This is a genomic window from Microbacterium sp. IO18 (genome assembly GCF_049099505.1).
Classification (GTDB): domain Bacteria; phylum Actinomycetota; class Actinomycetes; order Actinomycetales; family Microbacteriaceae; genus Microbacterium; species Microbacterium aurugineum.
The window spans coordinates 1,143,119-1,162,949 of sequence record NZ_JBMJAF010000001.1; the positions used below are offsets into that span (position 1 = coordinate 1,143,119).

Below are 19,831 nucleotides of genomic sequence, written 5' to 3' on the forward strand. Positions count from 1 at the left end.
CCGGGGTGCCGGCACCCCGCACGCCGAGGTCGACGCGCTCTCGAAGCTCGACCCCCTCGAGGCCCGCGGCGCCACGGCCGTCGTCACCCTGGAACCCTGCAACCACACCGGCCGCACGGGTCCGTGCGCCGTCGCGCTGATCGAGGCCGGCATCGCCCGCGTCGTCTACGCACTCGACGACCCGGGCGCCGTCTCCGGTGGCGGGGCCGATCGGCTGCGTGCGTCCGGGGTCGACGTCGAGTCGGGAGAACAGGCCGAGGCCGCGCACGCCGTGATCGACGGGTGGCTCACCGCGCAGCGGCTCGGACGCCCGCACGTCACGGTCAAGTGGGCGCAGAGTCTGGACGGGCGCGCCGCTGCGGACGACGGTTCGAGCATGTGGATCACGGGCCCGGAGGCGCGCGCCGATGTGCACCGACGCCGTGGAGAGGCCGACGCCATCGCGGTCGGCACCGGCACCGTGCTCGCCGACGACCCCTCCCTCACCGCCCGCGACGGCGACGCCCTGCTGCCCCACCAGCCGATCCCGGTGGTCATCGGCGCGCGGGTCACTCCGGACGATGCCGCAGTGCGTCGGCATCCCCACACGCCGCTGTTCTTCGACACCCATGATCTGCACGCGATCCTGGCCGATCTGCATTCCCGTGGTGTGCAGAGCCTGTTCGTCGAAGGCGGTCCGACCCTCGCCAGCGCTTTCCTCGCGGCCGGGCTCGCCGACCGCATCCTCGCGTACATCGCGCCCGTGCTGCTCGGCGGCCGGCGACTCGCGCTGACCGACATCGGGGTCGGTTCCCTCACCGAGGCCCGGCGCCTCACCATCGACGAGTGGGTGCCCCTCGGGGGCGACCTCCTCGCGATCGCACACCCCGTGGAAGAGACCGACCCGCAGCACGAAGACCCGCAGCACGAAGGAGCCGCCTGATGTTCACCGGAATCATCGAGGAGATGGGCGAGATCACCGCGATCGCCCCGTCCGGAGACGGCTGGCGCCTGACCGTGCGCGCCCCCCGAGCCACCGCGGATGCCGTGCACGGCGAGTCGATCGCCGTCTCGGGAGTCTGCCTGACCGTGGTCGGCTCGACAGCGGACACCTTCGACGCCGACGTGATGAAGCAGACGCTCGACGTCTCGGCCATCGGGTCGGCGACGGTCGGCACCCGGGTGAACATCGAGAAGGCCATGCCCGTCGGCGCCCGGCTCGGCGGTCACATCGTCCAGGGCCATGTCGACGGCACCGGCGACGTGCTCGCGGTGCGCCCGGGGGTCGAGTGGAGCGTGCTGCGCATCAGCCTCCCCGCCGACCTCGCGCCGCTGGTCGTCGACAAGGGGTCGATCTCGGTCGACGGCACTTCGTTGACCGTCAGCGCCGTCAGCGCCCCCGCCGACCCCTCCCCGTGGTTCGAGATCTCGCTGATCCCGGAGACCCTGGCCGCGACGACCCTCGGCGTCCGCGCCGTCGGGGACCGCGTGAACCTGGAGACCGACATCCTCGCCCGGCACGTCGAGCGCTTGCTCGCGTTCCGCGCCGCACCGGAAGGAGGCTCTCGATGAGCCTTTCCACGATCGCCGAGGCCCTGGACGCACTGCGCGCCGGGCGACCCGTCCTCGTCGCCGACGACGAGAACCGTGAGAACGAAGGCGATGTCATCCTCTCGGCAGAGCTCGCCACCCCCGAGTGGGTGGCGTGGACCGTGCGCTGGTCGTCCGGATTCATCTGCGCCCCGATGCCCGCCGACCTCGCCGATCACCTGAACCTGCCGCCGATGGTCGCCGCCAGCGAAGACGCCCGCTCCACCGCATACACCGTCAGCGTCGACGCCGCCCAGGGCGTCACGACCGGCATCAGCGCGCATGATCGCGCACACACCCTGAACGTGCTGTCGGATCCGGAGTCGACGTCGACCAGCATCATCCGCCCCGGACACGTCCTGCCGCTCCGCGCCGTGGACGGCGGCGTGCGCGAGCGCAGCGGGCACACCGAGGCCGCTGTCGAGCTGATGAAGCTGGCCGGGCTCCGCCCCGTCGGAGCGATCGCCGAGGTCGTCGCGGAGGACGGCAGCATGATGCGCCTTCCGGGCCTGATCGAACTCGGCGCCCGCGACGGGGTGCCGGTCATCACGATCGAACAGCTCATCGACCACCTCAACGAGATCGACCCCGACGGCGCGACGCCGAGCGCGCACCGCGGTCGTCGCGTGAGCCTGCGCGCCGACGCCACGGTGCCGACGACCCACGGCAGCTTCCGATTCCTGGCGTACAAGGACCGCATCACCGGCACCGACCACATCGCCGTCGTCTCCGGTGAGCCCGGCGAGACGGCGCTCGTGCGGGTGCACTCCGAGTGCCTGACGGGTGAGGCGTTCGGGTCGCTGAAGTGCGAGTGCGGTCCGCAGCTCGACTCCGCCCTCGACGCGATCGAGAAGGAGAGCGGCGTCGTCATTTACATGCGCGGGCACGAGGGGCGCGGGATCGGGCTCATCAACAAGCTGCGCGCGTACAGCCTGCAGGAAGAGGGGCTCGACACGGTCGACGCCAACCTCGCGCTGGGTCTGCCCGCCGACGCCCGTGACTACGCGGCAGCGGCCGGGATCCTCGCCGACCTGGGTGTGTCGAAGGTGCGCCTCCTGACGAACAACACCGACAAGGTCGCACAGTTGCGCGAACTCGGCCTCGACGTCGTCGAGCAGGTACCGCTGATCGTCGGCGTCGGGCCCAACAACCACCAGTACCTGGAGACCAAGCGTGACCGGATGGGTCACATCATCGGCGAAGCAGAGCTCGCAGAAGCTCTCGCCACGGGAGAGGACGAGAAATGAGCGGCGCAGGAGCACCCGAGACCGGCAACATCGACGGGCGGGGACTGAATGTCGTGATCGTGGCCGGCACGTGGCACGAGACGATCTCGAACGGCCTGATCGCCGGAGCCGAGCGTGTGCTGTCGGCGGCGCAGGCCACGCACCGACTGGTACGCGTGCCCGGATCCTTCGAGCTCGCGATCGCTGCGCAGGCGGCCTTCGCCGGTGGTGCGGATGCGGTCGTCGCGCTGGGCGTCATCATCCGCGGCGGGACCCCTCACTTCGAGTACGTGTCGGCGGCGACCACCGACGGCCTCACCCGGGTCGCGCTCGATGCCGGCAAGCCGGTCGGGTTCGGTGTGCTGACCCTCGACGACGAGCAGCAGGGACTCGACCGCGCGGGCCTCGAAGGCTCGAAGGAGGACAAGGGCGCCGAAGCTGCGGACGCTGCCCTGCGCACCGCCCTCGTGACCCGGGAGCTGCGCGGCTGAGGCGGGCGCGTGCACCTGTCGGGAGAATGACCGGGCGAAGGGGCGAGACCGACGTTTCCGCCCGACTTCCGTGCAATCTCCCGACAGGTGAACACAGGCGCACGTCGATAGCCCGTGCCTGAGGTCAGCCTGCCCTTGCTAGCGCAGAAGGGCGCCGCACTCGTACGGTGAAGCCATGGAGACCCTCCGTCACATCGTGCTGTTCGTCCACCTCATCGGATTCGCCGTGCTCTTCGGCGCCTGGGCGGCGCAGGCATTCGGGGGCAAGGGCCAGATCACGAAGATCATGGACTACGGCCTCGCCATCGCCGGTGTCGCCGGCCTCGCTCTCGCCGCACCGTGGGGTATCGATCATCCGCTCAACTACGTCAAGATCGGCGTCAAGCTGGTCGTGCTGCTGATCATCGGCGCCCTGCTCGGCATCGGCTCCGCCCGTCAGAAGCGCGGCGCCGCTGTGCCGCCCGCCGTCTTCTGGCTGATCGGCATCCTGGCGCTCCTGAACGCGGGTCTCGCCGTCATCTGGCGCTGACCGGCAGCTCTCCTCAGCGCTTCTGCGGAGGTGCCGTGCTCGCGCGCACGATGAGTTCGCAGCTCACGAGCGGCGTCTGCTGACGTCCGGTGCCGTCGAGCTCGGCGAGCAGCGCGTCCACCGCGAGGGCTCCCACGCGTTCCGGGTGCTGCTGCACGGTGGTCAGGGGCGGCCACAGCTGTGCAGCGTCGGGCAGCCCGTCGAACCCGACGATGCTGACGTCGCCCGGCACCTCGCGGCCGACCTCGCGAAAGGCCCTCAGCACACCGATCGCCATCTGGTCGTTCGCGGCGAAGACGGCAGTGACCTCGCCGCGCTCGCGCAGTTCGACACCGGCTTCGTAACCCGAAGCGGCGGACCAGTCCCCCGGCAGCGGCTCCGGCACGCGACGCCCGTGCTGCTCCAGCGTCTCCCTCCAGGCCTCCCTGCGTCGCTCCGCGGAGTAGGAACGGGCGGGACCGGCGACGTGCCAGACGGTCTCGTGGCCGAGTTCGAGCAGGTGCTCGGTCGCCAAGCGGGCACCCTGCGCCTGATCCGTGTCGACGAACGGATGGGTCTCGCCGCGGTTCGAGTCGACGAACACGACGGGGAGGGCCTCGGGGATCTCGATGTCGGCCTCGTCGAGCTGGTGCGCCTCGATCACGATGATGATGCCGTCGACGGCATGCTCTTCGAGCCTCCGGAACGCACCGGCCACGGTCTCACCGGCACTCGACTCCACCGGGATGAGGGTGAGGGCATAGCCGAGCTGGGCGGCGCGCACCGCGATCGCGTCGAGCGTGCGCTGGTTTCCGTACGAGCTGAACGAGAACATCACGACGCCGATGGTGCGGAAGCGTCCTGATCGCAGAGCACGCGCCGCGCTGTTGGGCCGGTAGCCGAGACGGTGCATCGCGGCTTCGACGCGCTCACGGGTGGTCGCACCGACGTAGCCCCGGGCGTTCACGACGCGGGACACGGTCTGCCCTGAGACTCCGGCCTCCCGGGCGACGTCCTCCATGGAGGGCTCACGACGACGCGTCGACGTCTCGGTCGGATGCTCTGGGCTCACGATCACCCATCCCCTCATGTGTTGACGTTGACACACTAGCAGTCCATCGAATATGTTGACGTTGACACACGGCGCAGCAAGCGCCCGGATCGTAAGAAGGACTCGTCGATGACGACTGAAATCCCCGCACCCCTGGGCGCCCCCGGCGTCCGACGGCGCGACTGGAAGGGCTGGTCCTTCGTCGGCCCGTTCATGGTCGTGTTCGCCCTGGTGTTCCTGACACCGCTCGCCTACGCGCTGTATCTCAGCTTCTTCCAGGAGAAGCTGATCGGCGGAACCGCCTTCGTCGGCCTGGACAACTACGTCCGCGCGCTCACCGACCCGCAGTTCTGGGAGGCGTTCGGCCGCGTGCTCATCTTCCTGGTGGTGCAGGTGCCGATCATGCTCCTCCTCGCGCTCGGCGCCGCCCTCGCCCTCGACAGCGCACGCCTGCGCGGAGCGTCGTTCTTCCGCATCCTGATCTTCCTCCCCTACGCGGTTCCCGCCGTCGTCGCGGTCCTCATGTGGGGCTACATCTACGGCGACCAGTTCGGCCTCACCAGCAACATCAACGACTTCCTCGGCATCGACGCGATCACGCCGTTCGCCAAGGAATGGATGCTCGTCTCGATCGGCAACATCGTCACCTGGGAGTTCGTCGGCTACAACATGCTGATCTTCTACTCCTCGCTCAAGACCATCCCGACCGACATGTACGAGGCGGCCGCCCTGGACGGCGCGGGCGCCTGGCGCACGATCTTCTCCATCAAGATCCCCTCCGTGCGCGGGGCGCTCGTGATCGCGACGATCTTCTCGATCATCGGCAGCTTCCAGCTGTTCAACGAGCCCAACATCCTGCGCCCGCTGGCTCCGAACGTGATCACCACGTTCTTCACCCCGAACATGTACGCGTACAACCTGTCGTTCGCCGGTCAGCAGTTCAACTACGCCGCGACGATCGCCATCATCATGGGCGTGATCACGGCCGTCATCGCCTACGTCGTGCAGCTGCGCGGCTCGACATCGGAGGTGCGCTGACATGGCACTCCCCCTCGCCCGCCCCTCGCGCCGACGCGACGATCCGCTGAAGCCCCGCAAGTCCAACACGCTGCTGATCGTGATGGTCATCTACGCGCTGTACACGCTCGTCCCGCTGGTGTGGCTGCTCTTCAGCTCGACCAAGACGCAGGCCGGACTCTTCAGCTCCTTCGGCCTCTGGTTCGCCGACGACTTCGCATTCTTCGACAACCTCGTCGCCACGTTCTCCTACCGCGACGGCATCTTCCTCCGCTGGCTGGGCAACACCCTGCTCTACGTGGTGGTCGGCGCCGGCGGTGCGACACTGCTCGCCACGATGGCCGGCTACGGACTCGCGAAGTTCCGCTTCCCCGGGCGGCGCGCGGTGTTCGCCGTGGTCCTCGGCGCCGTGGCGGTGCCGGGTACGGCACTGGCCGTGCCGACCTTCCTGCTCTTCAGCGAGCTCGGGCTGACGAACACGCCCTGGGCCGTGATCATCCCCTCGCTCATCAGCCCGTTCGGGCTCTACCTGATCTGGGTGTTCGCCTCCGAATCGGTGCCGACCGAACTCCTCGAGGCCGCACGCATCGACGGAGCCGGCGAGTTCCGGACGTTCTTCACGATCTCGATGCGGCTTCTCGCCCCGGGCATCGTCACGGTCGCGCTCTTCACGGTCGTCGCCACCTGGAACAACTACTTCCTGCCGCTGATCATGCTGTCGGACCCCGCCTGGTACCCCCTGACCGTCGGCCTGAACCAGTGGAGTGCTCAGGCCATCGGCGCGGGATCCCAGCCGATCTACAACCTCGTGATCATGGGCTCGCTCCTCACGATCATCCCGATCGTCATCGCCTTCCTGCTGCTGCAGCGCTTCTGGCAGTCAGGTCTCACCGCGGGAAGCGTCAAGCAATAGCTCCCCGCATCTTCTGCAACGCCCCCGCGATCCGATGCTGGACCGCACCTCCCGAAAGGACACAGCAATGAAGCACCTTCCCTCACCGACCCGGCGCAGCCTCGCCGTGCTCGCCGCCGGAACCGTGGCAGCACTGGCGCTGGCCGGCTGCAGCACCGGCGGCACGACCGACTCCGGTTCCGGCACCGATGCGGGCTCCGGCTCCTTCGACGCCGTCGAAGCCGCCCTCGAGAAGGGCGGCGAGATCACGTACTGGTCCTGGACCCCGTCCGCCCAGGCGCAGGTCGAGGCCTTCCAGAAGGAGTACCCGAACGTCACCGTCAATCTGGTCAACGCCGGGACGAACAACGAGGAGTACACCAAGCTGCAGAACGCGATCAAGGCGGGCTCCGGCGCCCCCGACGTCGTGCAGATCGAGTACTACGCCTTCCCGCAGTTCGCCCTCACCGACGCCTTCGCCGACCTCTCGGCCTACGGGTTCGCCGACTTCGAGGACGACTACACCGCCTCGACCTGGAACTCCGTCACGAACGGCGACGCGATCTACGGTCTGCCGCAGGACTCCGGCCCCATGGCCCTGTTCTACAACAAGACCGTGTTCGACGCCGCGGGTGTCGCGGTGCCCACCACGTGGGACGAGTACTACGAGGCCGCCAAGAAGATCCACGCGGCGAACCCCGACGCGTACATCACCAACGACGCCGGGGACGCGGGCTTCGCGACCTCGATGATCTGGCAGGCCGGCGGAAAGCCGTTCGAGACCTCGGGCACCGACGTCACGATCGACCTGCAGGACGCGGGCTCGAAGAAGTGGACCGAGAACTGGAACCGCCTCGTCGAGGAGGACCTGATCGCGCCCTACGGCAGCTGGAGCGACGAGTGGTTCCGTGCCCTCGGCGACGGCAGCCTCGCCAGCCTCGTGATCGGCGCCTGGATGCCCGGAAACCTCATCTCGGGCGCACCCGACGGCGCAGGCGACTGGCGCGTCGCCCCCATGCCGACGTATGACGGCACCCCGGCGAGCGCGGAGAACGGCGGTGGCGGCCAGGCCGTCACGACGCAGAGCGAGAACCCCGAGCTGGCGGCCGGCTTCCTGTGGTGGCTGAACAACTCCGAGGAGAGCATCTCGATCTTCCTCGAGAGCGGCGGGTTCCCGTCCACGACCGCCGAGCTGTCCAGCGAGGAGTTCCTCTCCGACGCTCCCGAGTACTTCGGCGGCCAGAAGATCAACGAGGTGCTCGCCGCCGCGGCCGATGACGTCGTCGAAGGCTGGAACTACCTGCCCTACCAGGTGTACGCGAACAGCATCTTCGGCGACACCGTCGGCCAGTCGTACCAGAACGGCACCGATCTGAACGACGGCCTGACCGCCTGGCAGGACGCGCTGGTCGAGTACGGCAACGCGCAGGGCTTCACCGTCAACAAGTAATACCCGCGAGCTGTGCCGGTCCCGGATCCCCCGTCACGGGATCGGCACAGCTCGCCTCATCGAAAGCACCACGACTCGTGACCTCCTTCTCCCTCGGTGACACCGACTTCCTCCGCGACGGACGATCGCACCAGGTCATCTCCGGCGCGATCCACTACTTCCGCGTGCACCCGGATCAGTGGCAGGACCGCATCCGCAAAGCCCGACTGATGGGGTTGAACACGATCGAGACGTACGTGGCCTGGAACGCGCACGAACCTCGACGTGGCGAGTGGGACGCGAGTGGATGGAACGATCTCGGGCGCTTCCTCGACCTGATCCACGCGGAGGGTCTGGACGCGATCGTCCGCCCCGGTCCGTACATCTGCGCGGAGTGGCACAACGGCGGGCTGCCGGTCTGGCTCACCGGGGGCACGGGTGAGCTGCGCTCCTCGGCACCGGAGTACCTCGTGGAGGTGAGCGCGTACCTCCGCCGCGTGTACGACATCGTCGGACCGCGCCAGATCGATCGCGGCGGTCCGGTCGTGCTCGTGCAGATCGAGAACGAATACGGAGCCTACGGCTCCGACGCGGCGTATCTCGAGACGCTGGTCACGGTCACCCGCGAGGCCGGGATCACGGTGCCGCTGACGACCGTCGACCAGCCGGTCGACCGGATGCTGACGAACGGGAGTCTCCCCGGGCTGCACAAGACGGGGTCCTTCGGCTCGCGCAGCACCGAGCGCCTCGCAACGCTGCGCCGGCATCAGCCCACCGGCCCCCTGATGTGCTCGGAGTTCTGGGACGGATGGTTCGACTGGTGGGGCGGCGTGCACCACACGACGGACGTCGCGACCACGGCCGCCGACCTGGATGCGCTCCTGTCCGCCGGTGCCTCGGTCAACATCTACATGTTCCACGGCGGCACGAACTTCGCACTCACGAACGGCGCGAACGACAAGGGACGCTATCTGCCGCTCGTGACCTCCTACGACTACGACGCCCCGCTCGACGAGGCGGGCAACCCGACGGAGAAGTTCTTCGCCTTCCGCGACGTGATCGCGCGCCATGCGCCCGTGCCGGACGAGCTGCCCGCGAGCGCGACCCCCGCCCCCGCGCTCGAGGTCCCCCTCGTCGCCGGAGGTGCCTGGACGACGACCGCGGGATCGGCGGAACCGACGGCCCACCCCGAGACCTTCGATGCGCTCGGACACCAGAGCGCGTTGATGCGCTACGACGTCGACCTCCCCCACGGCAACGGCGGGGTGCTCCTCGTCGATGAACTCCGGGACCTGGGCTGGGTCAGTGTCGACGGGCGCACGGTCGGCACGATCTCCCGCACCCGCCACGACCGCGCGATCCGGATCCCCGGTGGCCGCACCCTGAGCATCCTGGTGGAGGACCAGGGGCGGGTGAACTACGACCACCGGCTCGGCGAGGAGAAGGGACTCATCGGGGCGGTCACCCTCGACGGGGCACCGCTGAGCGGATGGCGCTCCACGCCGTTGGACGTCGCCGCCATCGCCGCGGGGATCGGGAGGAACGCTGTCGCGGACGCCGAGGCAACAGCTGCCGGAGATGGTCCGACCGCATGGACCGCCGAGTTCGAGCTGGATGCCCGCGCCGATCTCTTCCTCGACACCGCGAGCTGGAGCAAGGGCTACGCGTTCGTGAACGGGTTCTTCCTCGGCCGCTACTGGCGCAACGGACCGCAGCGCACGCTCTACGTGCCCGCCCCCGCCACCGTCGCCGGGACGAATCGCCTCGTCGTCCTGGAGCTCGAGCAGCTCATCGAGCGCCGGGCCGCTTTCGTTCCTTCCCCGTCGCTCGGCGCCACGGAGGAGTGACCCTCGAATCGCGCAGACGGCTGCATCCGGTACGCAGATGCATCCGTCTGCGCGACTCGAACGGGTCGCGGCGCACACAGGCAACACTCAGGAAGGCGTAAACTCGCCCAGGTCCCCGGCAGACCGGGGCTGATCGGAGAAGCGTCATGAGTACTGCCACTGCGCCCGCGAATCCCCGCTCGCGCGTCATCACCGCGAGCCTGGTCGGCACCACGATCGAGTTCTACGACTTCTACGCGTATGCCACGGCGGCCGTGCTCGTCTTCCCGGTGCTGTTCTTCCCCACGGGCAACGACACCACCTCGCTCCTCTCCTCGTTCGCGGTCTTCGGCGCCGCGATGGTGGCCCGCCCGATCGGCGCCGTGGTCTTCGGACACTTCGGCGACAAGTTCGGCCGCAAGGCCACGCTGGTGGCGTCGCTGCTGACGATGGGCATCGCGACCTTCGTGATCGGGCTGCTGCCGACCTTCCAGCAGATCGGCTGGTGGGCGGCGCTCCTGCTGCTCATCCTGCGTCTCGCGCAGGGCTTCGCGCTCGGCGGCGAGTGGTCCGGCGCGGCGCTGGTGGCCACGGAGAACGCCCCGAAGGGCAAGCGCGCCTGGTACGGCACCTTCCCTCAGCTGGGCGCCCCGCTCGGCTTCATCATCGCCAACTTCCTCTTCCTCACGATCAACTGGCTGCTGCCACACTCCGAGAACCCGGCCCTGAAGTCCGAGGCGTTCCTGGCGTGGGGCTGGCGCATCCCGTTCCTGTTCTCCGCGGTGATGGTCATCATCGGCCTGTGGGTGCGGCTCAAGCTCGTCGAGTCCGACACCTTCAAGAAGGCCGAGACGAAGGGCGCGATCCGCAAGCTTCCCCTCGCGACCGTGTTCCGTCACCACTGGAAGCAGCTCATCCTCGGCACGTTCATCATGTTGGCGACGTATGTGCTCTTCTACCTGATGACCAACTTCACGCTCGCGTACGGCACCAAGCCCGCATCGCTGGAGACCGCCTCGGCCGCGGCGAAAGCTGCAGCAGAGGCGACCGGTGCCTCCTTCGACCCGAGCGAATTCGCGGCGCAGTTCTACCCGGGGCTCGGCTTCGGATACACCGACTTCGTGCTGATGCAGATCATCGGCGTGGTGTTCTTCGGCATCTTCACGCTCCTGTCCGGCCCGATCGCCGATGCGGTGGGCCGCAGGAAGTTGCTGCTGTGGGTGACCGGGGCGATCATCGTCTTCGGCTTCACCTTCAACACGTTCCTCCTCCCCGCGGTCGACCCGAAGTTCACCGGTGCGCTCGCCCAGGCGTTCCTCGTGTTCGGGTTCCTGCTCATGGGGGCCACGTTCGGTCCGATGGGCGCGCTGCTGCCGGAGCTCTTCCCGACCAACGTGCGGTACACGGGATCGGCGATCGCCTACAACGTGTCCTCCATCCTCGGTGCGGCCGTGGCCCCATTGATCGCCCTGTGGCTGTGGGCGCTCGGCGACGGCGCCCCGTGGCTGGTCGGCCTGTACCTGTCGGCCATGGGCGTCCTGACCTTCATCGCGCTGCTGTTGAGCCCGGAGACGAAGGACCACGACTACGACGGCGACCTCGGCGTCGCCGCCGCCGTCGAGCTCTGATCAGTACGCGGCGGTGATCGTGCGCGCAGCGCCGTCCACGATCATCGTCCCGCCGTAGGGCAGGATCCACTGCGGTCGGGTGTGCCCGAACGGCGGGCCGACACAGATCACGGCGTCGGGGCTGTAGTGGCTCACGACGTCGATCACTGCATCCCGCTGCGCCGCACGCAGCGCTGCAGCCTCGGCGTGAGACGGGTGGTATTCGAAGTCGCTCACGGGCGGGCGGGCGACGACCACGGCTGCCGCAGCCGCGAGGATGCCGCGCTCCCCCAGTCCGCGCAACCACCGGGCCACCCAGCCCGCGGACGGCCGCTCCTCGCTGGTCTCGAGCAGCAGGACAACTCCTTCCAGGTCCGCCGCGCGCGGCAGCCGGTCGGCGAAGGCCAGGCCGTCGATCACCTCGAGACAGCCGCCCCAGGTCACGCCTTCCACCCGTGATGCGGGCCCTGCCCAGGCCCACGGCTCGGTCGGGACGCGGTCGCCGAACTCGAGGAGCGCCCGGGGGTCGTGCCACCGTCGCCCGACGTCTTCCGACTCGCCCGGCTCGGTGATGTCGAGCACACCACCGGTCAGGAGCAGGGCACGCAGGGAGCGCAGGTGGATGTCGTCGACGAACGGTCCGGGCCCGAGATGCACGGCGGTCGAGCCGCCGTAGTAGCCCCGAACCCCGAGGCCCCAGAGCCAGTTGAGGATGTTCGTGTTGTCGCTGTACCCGACGAACGGCTTGGGGTCGGCCACGGGCAGCGCCGGGTCGAGGTGCGGGACGACGAGGAGCTGGTCGTCTCCGCCGATCGTGGCGAGGATCGCACGGATGCTCGGGTCGGCGAACGCCGCGTTCACGTCGGCGGCGCGCGCCTGTGGACTCGCGCCGAGCTCACGCGTGGTCGGATACTCGATCGGGATCAGCCCCGTGAGGTCCTCGAGCCGGTGCATCGCCTGTGCATGCAGGTCCGGTGCGACGGCCGGTGCAGCGAATGACGGGGAGAGGACCGCGACACGGTCTCCCGGGGTGAGGCGGGGTGCGGACAGCATCCGCCCAGTCTGGCACGTCAACATATATTGACAGCGCGTACCGCGTCAACGATGATTGACGCAGGAGGACATCATGACAATGCCGACCGCGATCGCACAGGACGACGGAAGCGAGCCGCTGGCCGCCTTGCACAGACTCGCCGAGCTGCGCACGGAAATCGCCCGCGCCGAGGAGGCCAACGTGCGCCGCGCACGGAACCTCGGATATTCCTGGCAGGCGATCGCCAGCGCCCTCGGCGTGAGCAAGCAGGCCGCGCATCGGCGATTCGGCCGCTTCTGATCCGCATACAGCCCCTCCATAGGATTCGTCCACGCACGAAGTACGGTCGAAGTACCATCTCCAGATAGAGGTCCCGCATGTCCGGTTCGGCGACAGCACGCCGCCGCGGACGGGGCGCGCAGCCCGAAGGCCCGCGCGCCACCTTCCGCCAGCTCCTCCCCTTCCTGTTCGAGCACAAGCACACGCTGATCGTGGTCGCGGTGCTCAGCGTCGTCGGTGCCGCGACCTCGCTCGTGCAACCTCTGCTCGTGGGACAGGTCATCGAAGCGGTGCAGTCCGATGCCGGGATCGGGATCCTCGTGTGGCTGCTGGTCGGGTTCGTGATCGTGTCGTCGATCATCTCCGGTTTCCAGCACTATCTGCTGCAGCGCACGGGAACCGCGGTCGTGTACTCGAGCCGGCGCAAGCTCATCGCGCGCATCCTGCATCTGCCCACCTCCGAGTTCGACGCCCGCCGGACCGGCGACCTCGTCTCGCGCGTGGGCACCGACACGACTCTGCTCTACGCCGTCCTCACCCAGGGGCTCGCGGACGCCGTCGGCAGTGCCGTCCTGTTCCTGGGCGCCCTGATCGCGATGCTCGTGATCGACCCCGTGCTGCTGCTGATGATCGTGCTCGTGATCGGCCTCTCGGTCACGGTCGTCGTGCTGCTGAGCGGCCGGATCCGCACGGCCTCGACCGCCCAGCAGATGAAGGTCGGCGAGCTGGCGTCCGGCGTGGAGCGGGCGATCGGCTCGATCCGCACCATCCGCGCCTCGGGAGCTACTGAGCGCGAAGCGGACACCGTGACGACGCTCGCCTCCGAGACCTACGGCATCGGCGTGCGCATCGCCAAGATCTCCTCGCTGGTGGTCCCGGTCTCCGGCATCGCTCTGCAGCTCTCGCTTCTGGTGGTCCTCGGCGTGGGCGGGTTCCGCGTCGCCGCCGGTGCCGTCACGATCGCGTCGCTGATCTCGTTCATCATGTTCCTCTTCCTGCTCGTGATGCCGTTGGCGACCACTTTCGGGGCGATCACCTCGGTGAACCAGGCGCTCGGCGCGCTCGGGCGCATCCAGGAAGTGCTCGATCTTCCCACCGAGTCGCAGGACGACGAGAAGATCGCCGCCTCGTTGCCGCGTGAGGCCGCAGCGGCGGATGCCCCGGCGATCGAGTTCCGTGACGTGCGCTTCCACTACCCCGCGAACGTGGTGGCCGCCCGCCAGGCGGCGGCGAAGGAGGCGCGATCCCTGCTCGCGGACGCCCACCTGGAATCCACCGAAGATGCTGCCGACGCCCCACAGGACCACGAGGTGCTCCGCGGCGTGTCGTTCGCCGTCCCGCACGGCTCCCGCGTCGCCCTGGTCGGGCCCAGTGGCGCGGGCAAGAGCACGATCCTGTCGCTGATCGAGCGGTTCTACGACCCGACCGGAGGGTCGATCCGCGTGCACGGCCATGATGCCCGCACCTACCCGCGCGACGACCTGCGCGCCCACTTCGGCTACGTCGAGCAGGACGCGCCGACGCTGGCGGGCACGCTCGCCGAGAATCTGCGACTCGCATCCCCCGACGCGACCGATGCCGACTGCGAACGCGTGCTGCGCGCCGTGAACCTGGGCGATGTGCTCGAGCGCAATCCGCTCGGCATCGAGGCCCCCGTGGGCGAGGACGGCGTGATGCTGTCGGGCGGCGAGCGCCAGCGCCTCGCGATCGCCCGCGCACTACTCACGGACGCCCCGATCCTGTTGCTCGACGAGTCGACATCCTCCCTCGACGGCGTGAACGAGCAACGGATGCGCGAGGCCATCGACGCCGTGTCCACGGACCGCACGCTCATCGTGATCGCGCACCGCCTCTCTACGGTGGTGGACAGCGACCTGATCGTGGTGCTGCAGGACGGCGTCGTGGTCGGCCAGGGAACGCATGCGGAGCTCGTGGAGTCGACGCCCCTCTACCGCGACCTCGCCCGCCACCAGCTGCTCGCCTGACGGGCACCCCGCCCCCGCCCCGGGTCCGCGTCCGACACCCAGCGCCGACACCCCCGCCCAGCGTCCACACCCCCGCCCAGCGTCCACGCCCCCGTTTCTTGGCGTCCCTGCGGAGGGGTGTGGACGAGCAGGAGGGGCATCGACAAGCAGGAGCGGTGTGGACGAGCAGGAGGGGCATCGACGAGAAGGCGGGTGGACGACACGAAGGCTGGCGCCGACACCCCCGTCCAGCGTCCACACCCCCGTCTCCTGGCGTCCCTGCGGAGGGGTGTGGATGAACAGGAGGGGCGGACGACACGAAGGCGGGACGTCGGAGACCACTCAGCCATGGGTTCGTCTCTGATGTCCCGCCTTCGCGGGTCTGCAGGGCACGAGGCCCTGAGGGTGCCGGCTCCCCCGAACCGGCACCGGTCTGGGGGCTACGCCTTGTCGAGGCGGTAGCGGAGCGAGGCGAGTTCCGCGCGCAGCGCCGCGGGGACCTTGTCGCCGAAGGTGTCGTAGAACGCCTCCGTCAGGTCAGCCTCGGTCTTCCAGGCCTCGGCGTCGACGGAGAACAGCTCATCGAGGTCTGCGGCCGGGATGTCGAGGCCGTCGAGGTTGAGGTCCTCCACGCGCGGTAGGCGTCCGATCGGGCTGTCGACCGCCGGGACGTCGCCCGCGATGCGCCGGATGATCCAGTCCACGACGCGGGAGTTGTCGCCGAACCCGGGCCACAGGAAGCGGCCGTCCTCCCCGCGACGGAACCAGTTCACCTGGAAGATGCGCGGTGCACGGTCGAAACGCAGGCCACGGCCGACCTTCAGCCAGTGCCCGAAGTAGTCGGCCATGTTGTAGCCGCAGAACGGCAGCATCGCGAACGGGTCGCGGCGCAGTTCCCCGACCGTGCCCTCGGCGGCAGCGGTGCGCTCCGACGAGATGTTCGAGCCGAGGAAGACGCCGTGCGTCCAGTCGGTGGCCTCGACCACGAGCGGAACGTTGCTGGCGCGGCGTCCACCGAAGAGGATGACGTCGAGCGGGACGGCCTCTTCCCAGTCCTCGGAGATCTGCGGGCACTGCGCCGCCGACACCGTGAAGCGGGAGTTCGGGTGCGCTGCGGGCCGGCCGGACTCGGGCGTCCAGTCGTTGCCCTCCCAGTCGATCAGGTTCGCGGGCGGCGCGTCGGTCAGGCCTTCCCACCACACATCTCCATCGGGGCGGAGCGCGACGTTCGTGAAGATCGTGTTGCCCCACAGTGTCTCGACGGCCGTGACGTTGGTCGACTCACCGGTTCCGGGCGCGACCCCGAAGAAGCCGGCCTCGGGGTTGATCGCCCACATGCGACCGTCTTCTCCCGGACGGATCCAGGCGATGTCGTCGCCGAGGGTCTCGACCCGCCACCCGGGGATGGTCGGCCGCAGCATGGCGAGGTTCGTCTTGCCGCACGCCGAGGGGAACGCGGCGGCGACGTGGTAGGCCTTGCCCTGCGGGTCGATCACGCGGATCAACAGCATGTGCTCGGCGAGCCATCCCTCGTCGCGGGCGATGACGGAGGCGATACGCAGGGCGAAGCACTTCTTCGCCAGGATCGCATTGCCGCCGTAGCCCGAGCCGTAGGAGTAGACCTCCAGGGTCTCCGGGAAGTGCACGATGTACTTGTCGTCGTTGCAGGGCCACTCGACGTCCTGCTCACCCGGAGCGAGGGGCGCGCCGACCGAGTGCACGGTCTTGACCCACGGGGCCCCCTCGGCGATCTGACGGGTCACCGCATCGCCGACCCGGGTCATGATGCCGATCGAGGCGACGGCGTAGGCGCTGTCGGTGATCTGGACGCCGATGTGCGAGAGGGGACCGCCGACGCGTCCCAGCGAGAACGGCACGACGTACATCGTGCGGCCGCGCATCGAGCCCGCGAAGATCTCGTTCATCTTCGCGTGCATCTCGGCCGGAGCGGCCCAGTTGTTCGTCGGACCGGCATCCTCCTCGCGCTCGGAGGCGATGAAGGTGCGTCCCTCGGTCCGCGCGACGTCGCTGGGGTGCGAACGCGCGAGGTAGGAGCCGGGACGCCACTCGGGGTTGAGCTTGATCAGCTTGCCCTCGTCGACGAGATCGCGCAGGAGCCGGTCGTTCTCGGCCCGCGAACCGTCGACCCAGTGCACGGCGTCGGGCTGGGTGAGCTCGCGGATCTCCTCGACCCAGGCGGCCAGCTCGGCCATGGCAGGAGTGTCGTACGTGGGGGCGGCGCCGTACGTACGCGTCGCGGCGACCGGAGACGTGCGGGGGGTGAAGACTTCGGCGATGGCCATGACGTGTGCTCCTTCGAAGTGTGGGGCGTTGCACCTATCTTCTTCCGATTCAGGCGCAACTTTCGGGCGAATCGAGCGATAAGAAATGCGATTCTTTCGCTACACTCAAGGAATGGCGTCCTCCGGCATCCACCTCACGACCCTCGGCCACCGCATCCGTCACCACCGGCTGGAGAACGGCTTCACGCTCGATGAGCTCGGCGCGCTCGTCGGTGTGGCCGGCTCGCAGCTGAGTCTGATCGAGAACGGCAAGCGCGAGCCGAAGCTGTCCCTCCTCCAGGCGATCGCGCAGGCCACGAGCACGGAGGTCACCGACCTGATCTCCGGCGAACCGCCGAACCGACGGGCGGCTCTCGAGATCGAGCTCGAGCGCGCACAGGAGAGCCCCGTCTTCCGGCAGCTCGGCGTCGCGCCCGTGCGCGTGACCAAGGGCATGAGCGATGAGACGATCGAGTCGGTCCTCGGTCTGCACCGCGAGCTCGAGCGTCGGGAGCGCGAGGCGATCGCGACACCGGAAGAAGCGCGTCGTGCGAACACCGAGCTGCGGCTGCGGATGCGCGCGCAGAACAACTACCTCCCCGAGATCGAGAAGCTCGCCGAGAAGCACCTCAAGGCGGCCGGTCACGTCCAGGGCGCACTCACGCACCGCACCGTGAGCATCATGGCCGAGAAGCTCGGGTTCGAGCTGATCTACGCCAACGACCTCCCCCACTCCACTCGTTCGGTCACCGACCTCGAGAACGGACGGATCTACCTGCCGCCGGCTTCCATCCCCGGCGGCCATGGACTGCGCTCGATGGCTCTGCAGGCCATGGCGCACCGCCTGCTCGGACACACGCCGCCGACCGACTACGCCGACTTCCTCCAGCAGCGCCTGGAGATCAACTACTTCGCCGCGTGCTGCCTGATGCCCGAGACCGCCGCCGTGGCCTTCCTGCAGCAGGCCAAGAAGGACCGCAACCTCGCGGTCGAGGACTTCCGCGACGGCTTCGGCGTGACGCACGAGGCCGCGGGCATGCGCATGACCAACCTGCTGACCCAGCATCTCGGGATGGCGCTGCACTTCCTGCGCGTCGACTCCACCGGGGCGATCACCCGGGTCTACGAGAACGATGACCTGCCGTTGCCGATGGACGTGACCGGCGCGGTGGAGGGCCAGCGGGTGTGCCGCAAGTTCCAGGCGCGCGCGGCGTTCACGCAGCAGAACCGCACGGTCGAGCACCACCAGTACACCGACACACCCTCCGGCACGTTCTGGTGCTCGACCCAGACCGGATCGTCGAGCGACGGCGAGTTCTCGGTAACCGTCGGAGTGCCGTTCGACGATGCCCGGTGGTGGCGTGGACGGGAGACCAACGACCGGGCCGTCTCCACGTGCCCGGACGAGTCGTGCTGCCGCCGCCCGTCGGCCGAGCTGAGCGAGCGCTGGAGCGGACGGGCGTGGCCGAGTGCACGCGTGCACACGCACATGTTCTCGCCACTCCCCCGCGGCGCCTTCCCCGGCGTGGACGACAACGAGGTGTACAGCTTCCTCGCACGGCACGCCGGAGAGTAGTCGCGACCGTCCTCGCGGCGAGGGGGATCAGTCGTCGAGGAACCGTGCGAATCGCCCCAGAGCGGCGGTCATCTCTGCGGGATCGGCCGGGTCCGCGAAGAACTCGGGAGGCGCGTCGCGCGTCGCGGTGGCGTGCGACCAGGTTCCGATCACGCGGCCCTGCTCGATGAGCGTCGCGCGCACCATCCCGTTCTTGCCCGGACCGACAGCCGCCAGATGCTCCGGGGCGCACACGTCCGTGCGGTCGGCGTAGGAGATGTAGTACTCGTCGAACGCACCGAGCGCGTGGACGGCGGACACATCCGTCATCCGTCGCGGTCGCCGGACAGCCGTGAACAGTCCCTCCTCGACCTCGACGACGCGCTCTGCCGCGCGTGCGGCGGCCTCGCGGGACTGCCCGAGCGTGAGTCCGGACCACCAGGAGAAGTCCGCGACACCCGCCGGACCGTGGCCGTCGATGTAGCGCACGAACAGCTCGGCGAGTGGGTCGTCGGGGCGCGCCGGGTCGGGGATGTGGTCCTCGACGAGGACGAACCGCTGCTCCCGCGTCACGCCGGCGCGCGGGGCGACGGGGCCCTGGCAGATGAGTCCGTCGATCGTGAGGGTGAAGAGCACGTGGATCCCGCGTTGCCCCGCGGGATCGATGCCGATTCCCTCGAGGATGTCGAAGAGCTCGGCGCGGGTGCGGCCGCCGTCGCGCAGCGCCGGTGTCACGGCCCGCACGACCGCGGCGATCATGTCGTCGTCGATGCTGAGCTGTCGATGACGCGTCGCCGCCTGCTGGCGCTGCCGCGCGGCCGTGACCTCCAGCATCCAGCCGAGGTCACGCGCCGGAACCGTGTGCAGCGTGCCGCGCATGGTCCAGCCCCGCACGAGATCACCGCGGTCGAAGGCGCGATCGACGTCGCGCACGGTCACGTCTCCGCGGGTGCGTACCGCGAGGGCCCACCGACCGGCGGTGAAGTCCTGGCTCTGCACCGCCAGCATGTGGTGCGCGGCAGCGGAGACCGTGGGCGTCGGCGCGGTGAGGCGATGCGAGCGGAGGCGCTCGGCGAGCAGGGTCGCGGACTTCATGACCCCA

General features: G+C 69.0%; 17 protein-coding genes. 13 read left to right on the forward strand and 4 right to left on the reverse strand.

All coding sequences use genetic code 11. The features are described 5' to 3' along the window. From ribD to ACLF6J_RS05580, 5 genes are all read left to right on the forward strand, one after another. Positions 1 to 922: bifunctional diaminohydroxyphosphoribosylaminopyrimidine deaminase/5-amino-6-(5-phosphoribosylamino)uracil reductase RibD (gene ribD / locus ACLF6J_RS05560; protein WP_421076841.1), on the forward strand; the 922-nt coding region annotated here is incomplete at its 5' end. After that, the gene (locus tag ACLF6J_RS05565; RefSeq protein WP_134353271.1) at positions 922 to 1,551 is read left to right on the forward strand and encodes a riboflavin synthase; all 630 of its coding nucleotides are present in this window, start codon (positions 922 to 924) and stop codon (positions 1,549 to 1,551) included. The genes ribD and ACLF6J_RS05565, both read left to right, overlap by 1 nt. Then, positions 1,548 to 2,816 (forward strand): GTP cyclohydrolase II, encoded by a 1,269-nt coding sequence (gene ribA / locus ACLF6J_RS05570; RefSeq protein WP_131493450.1) that lies wholly within the window; start codon positions 1,548 to 1,550, stop codon positions 2,814 to 2,816. Before ACLF6J_RS05565 ends, ribA begins: the two co-directional genes overlap by 4 nt. Beyond that, positions 2,813 to 3,286 (forward strand): 6,7-dimethyl-8-ribityllumazine synthase, encoded by a 474-nt coding sequence (gene ribH / locus ACLF6J_RS05575; protein ID WP_134353270.1) that lies wholly within the window; start codon positions 2,813 to 2,815, stop codon positions 3,284 to 3,286. Before ribA ends, ribH begins: the two co-directional genes overlap by 4 nt. Positions 3,287 to 3,461: 175 nt before the next feature. Next, positions 3,462 to 3,815, forward strand: coding sequence for a Fe-S protein (locus ACLF6J_RS05580; protein WP_134353269.1), 354 nt, complete (start codon positions 3,462 to 3,464; stop codon positions 3,813 to 3,815). Positions 3,816 to 3,828: 13 nt separating this feature from the next. Here the strand turns inward: ACLF6J_RS05580 and ACLF6J_RS05585 are convergent, their stop codons facing one another. Continuing rightward, positions 3,829 to 4,815 (reverse strand): LacI family DNA-binding transcriptional regulator, encoded by a 987-nt coding sequence (locus tag ACLF6J_RS05585; RefSeq protein ID WP_134353977.1) that lies wholly within the window; start codon positions 4,813 to 4,815, stop codon positions 3,829 to 3,831. Between the two features lie 159 nt (positions 4,816 to 4,974). On the opposite strand from ACLF6J_RS05585, the gene ACLF6J_RS05590 reads away from it, so the two are divergent. From ACLF6J_RS05590 to ACLF6J_RS05610, 5 genes are all read left to right on the forward strand, one after another. Then, complete coding sequence (locus ACLF6J_RS05590) at positions 4,975 to 5,883, forward strand: carbohydrate ABC transporter permease (protein WP_134353268.1); 909 nt, start codon at positions 4,975 to 4,977, stop codon at positions 5,881 to 5,883. 1 nt (position 5,884) lies between these two features. Further along, positions 5,885 to 6,775, forward strand: a complete 891-nt coding sequence (locus tag ACLF6J_RS05595) for a carbohydrate ABC transporter permease (protein WP_052193637.1) — start codon at positions 5,885 to 5,887, stop codon at positions 6,773 to 6,775. Between the two features lie 67 nt (positions 6,776 to 6,842). Beyond that, a complete protein-coding gene (locus ACLF6J_RS05600; protein WP_134353267.1) occupies positions 6,843 to 8,204 on the forward strand; it encodes an ABC transporter substrate-binding protein in 1,362 nt (453 codons plus the stop codon). 77 nt (positions 8,205 to 8,281) lie between these two features. Next, entirely contained in the window at positions 8,282 to 10,030 is a 1,749-nt protein-coding gene (locus tag ACLF6J_RS05605) for a glycoside hydrolase family 35 protein (RefSeq protein ID WP_134353266.1), read from the forward strand. Between the two features lie 146 nt (positions 10,031 to 10,176). Next, positions 10,177 to 11,637, forward strand: a complete 1,461-nt coding sequence (locus ACLF6J_RS05610) for an MFS transporter (RefSeq protein ID WP_047523171.1) — start codon at positions 10,177 to 10,179, stop codon at positions 11,635 to 11,637. On the opposite strand, the gene ACLF6J_RS05615 is transcribed toward ACLF6J_RS05610, so the two are convergent. Beyond that, a complete protein-coding gene (locus ACLF6J_RS05615; protein WP_244093620.1) occupies positions 11,638 to 12,669 on the reverse strand; it encodes an LD-carboxypeptidase in 1,032 nt (343 codons plus the stop codon). A 73-nt stretch (positions 12,670 to 12,742) separates the two neighbouring features. Here ACLF6J_RS05615 and ACLF6J_RS05620 point away from each other — a divergent pair, with 73 nt between their 5' ends. Together ACLF6J_RS05620 and ACLF6J_RS05625 are read left to right on the forward strand one after the other, a co-directional pair. Continuing rightward, entirely contained in the window at positions 12,743 to 12,949 is a 207-nt protein-coding gene (locus ACLF6J_RS05620; protein WP_134353264.1) for an AsnC family protein, read from the forward strand. A gap of 77 nt (positions 12,950 to 13,026) precedes the next feature. After that, on the forward strand, positions 13,027 to 14,913 hold the full coding sequence (locus ACLF6J_RS05625) for an ABC transporter ATP-binding protein (protein ID WP_134353263.1): 1,887 nt from the start codon (positions 13,027 to 13,029) through the stop codon (positions 14,911 to 14,913). A 419-nt stretch (positions 14,914 to 15,332) separates the two neighbouring features. Here the strand turns inward: ACLF6J_RS05625 and ACLF6J_RS05630 are convergent, their stop codons facing one another. After that, a complete protein-coding gene (locus tag ACLF6J_RS05630) occupies positions 15,333 to 17,195 on the reverse strand; it encodes a phosphoenolpyruvate carboxykinase (GTP) (protein WP_134353262.1) in 1,863 nt (620 codons plus the stop codon). Positions 17,196 to 17,307: 112 nt separating this feature from the next. On the opposite strand from ACLF6J_RS05630, the gene ACLF6J_RS05635 reads away from it, so the two are divergent. Beyond that, positions 17,308 to 18,750 carry a helix-turn-helix transcriptional regulator gene (locus ACLF6J_RS05635; protein ID WP_047523168.1) on the forward strand — a complete coding sequence of 481 codons (1,443 nt, stop codon included), beginning with the start codon at positions 17,308 to 17,310 and terminating at the stop codon, positions 18,748 to 18,750. A 27-nt stretch (positions 18,751 to 18,777) separates the two neighbouring features. Here the strand turns inward: ACLF6J_RS05635 and ACLF6J_RS05640 are convergent, their stop codons facing one another. Continuing rightward, the gene (locus ACLF6J_RS05640) at positions 18,778 to 19,824 is read right to left on the reverse strand and encodes a winged helix DNA-binding domain-containing protein (protein ID WP_134353261.1); all 1,047 of its coding nucleotides are present in this window, start codon (positions 19,822 to 19,824) and stop codon (positions 18,778 to 18,780) included. Positions 19,825 to 19,831: the final 7 nt, after the last annotated feature.

What these genes read in the sequence shown, in the direction of transcription:
- ACLF6J_RS05630 (WP_134353262.1), bottom strand. Translation starts at nt 17,195, where the DNA reads ATGGCCATCGCCGAAGTCTTCACCCCCCGCACGTCTCCGGTCGCCGCG.
- ACLF6J_RS05590 (WP_134353268.1), top strand. Translation starts at nt 4,975, where the DNA reads ATGACGACTGAAATCCCCGCACCCCTGGGCGCCCCCGGCGTCCGACGG.
- ACLF6J_RS05620 (WP_134353264.1), top strand. Translation starts at nt 12,743, where the DNA reads ATGACAATGCCGACCGCGATCGCACAGGACGACGGAAGCGAGCCGCTG.
- ACLF6J_RS05600 (WP_134353267.1), top strand. Translation starts at nt 6,843, where the DNA reads ATGAAGCACCTTCCCTCACCGACCCGGCGCAGCCTCGCCGTGCTCGCC.
- ACLF6J_RS05580 (WP_134353269.1), top strand. Translation starts at nt 3,462, where the DNA reads ATGGAGACCCTCCGTCACATCGTGCTGTTCGTCCACCTCATCGGATTC.
- ACLF6J_RS05635 (WP_047523168.1), top strand. Translation starts at nt 17,308, where the DNA reads ATGGCGTCCTCCGGCATCCACCTCACGACCCTCGGCCACCGCATCCGT.
- ACLF6J_RS05615 (WP_244093620.1), bottom strand. Translation starts at nt 12,669, where the DNA reads ATGCTGTCCGCACCCCGCCTCACCCCGGGAGACCGTGTCGCGGTCCTC.
- ACLF6J_RS05625 (WP_134353263.1), top strand. Translation starts at nt 13,027, where the DNA reads ATGTCCGGTTCGGCGACAGCACGCCGCCGCGGACGGGGCGCGCAGCCC.
- ACLF6J_RS05595 (WP_052193637.1), top strand. Translation starts at nt 5,885, where the DNA reads ATGGCACTCCCCCTCGCCCGCCCCTCGCGCCGACGCGACGATCCGCTG.
- ACLF6J_RS05565 (WP_134353271.1), top strand. Translation starts at nt 922, where the DNA reads ATGTTCACCGGAATCATCGAGGAGATGGGCGAGATCACCGCGATCGCC.
- ACLF6J_RS05585 (WP_134353977.1), bottom strand. Translation starts at nt 4,815, where the DNA reads ATGGAGGACGTCGCCCGGGAGGCCGGAGTCTCAGGGCAGACCGTGTCC.
- ribA (WP_131493450.1), top strand. Translation starts at nt 1,548, where the DNA reads ATGAGCCTTTCCACGATCGCCGAGGCCCTGGACGCACTGCGCGCCGGG.
- ACLF6J_RS05610 (WP_047523171.1), top strand. Translation starts at nt 10,177, where the DNA reads ATGAGTACTGCCACTGCGCCCGCGAATCCCCGCTCGCGCGTCATCACC.
- ribH (WP_134353270.1), top strand. Translation starts at nt 2,813, where the DNA reads ATGAGCGGCGCAGGAGCACCCGAGACCGGCAACATCGACGGGCGGGGA.
- ACLF6J_RS05640 (WP_134353261.1), bottom strand. Translation starts at nt 19,824, where the DNA reads ATGAAGTCCGCGACCCTGCTCGCCGAGCGCCTCCGCTCGCATCGCCTC.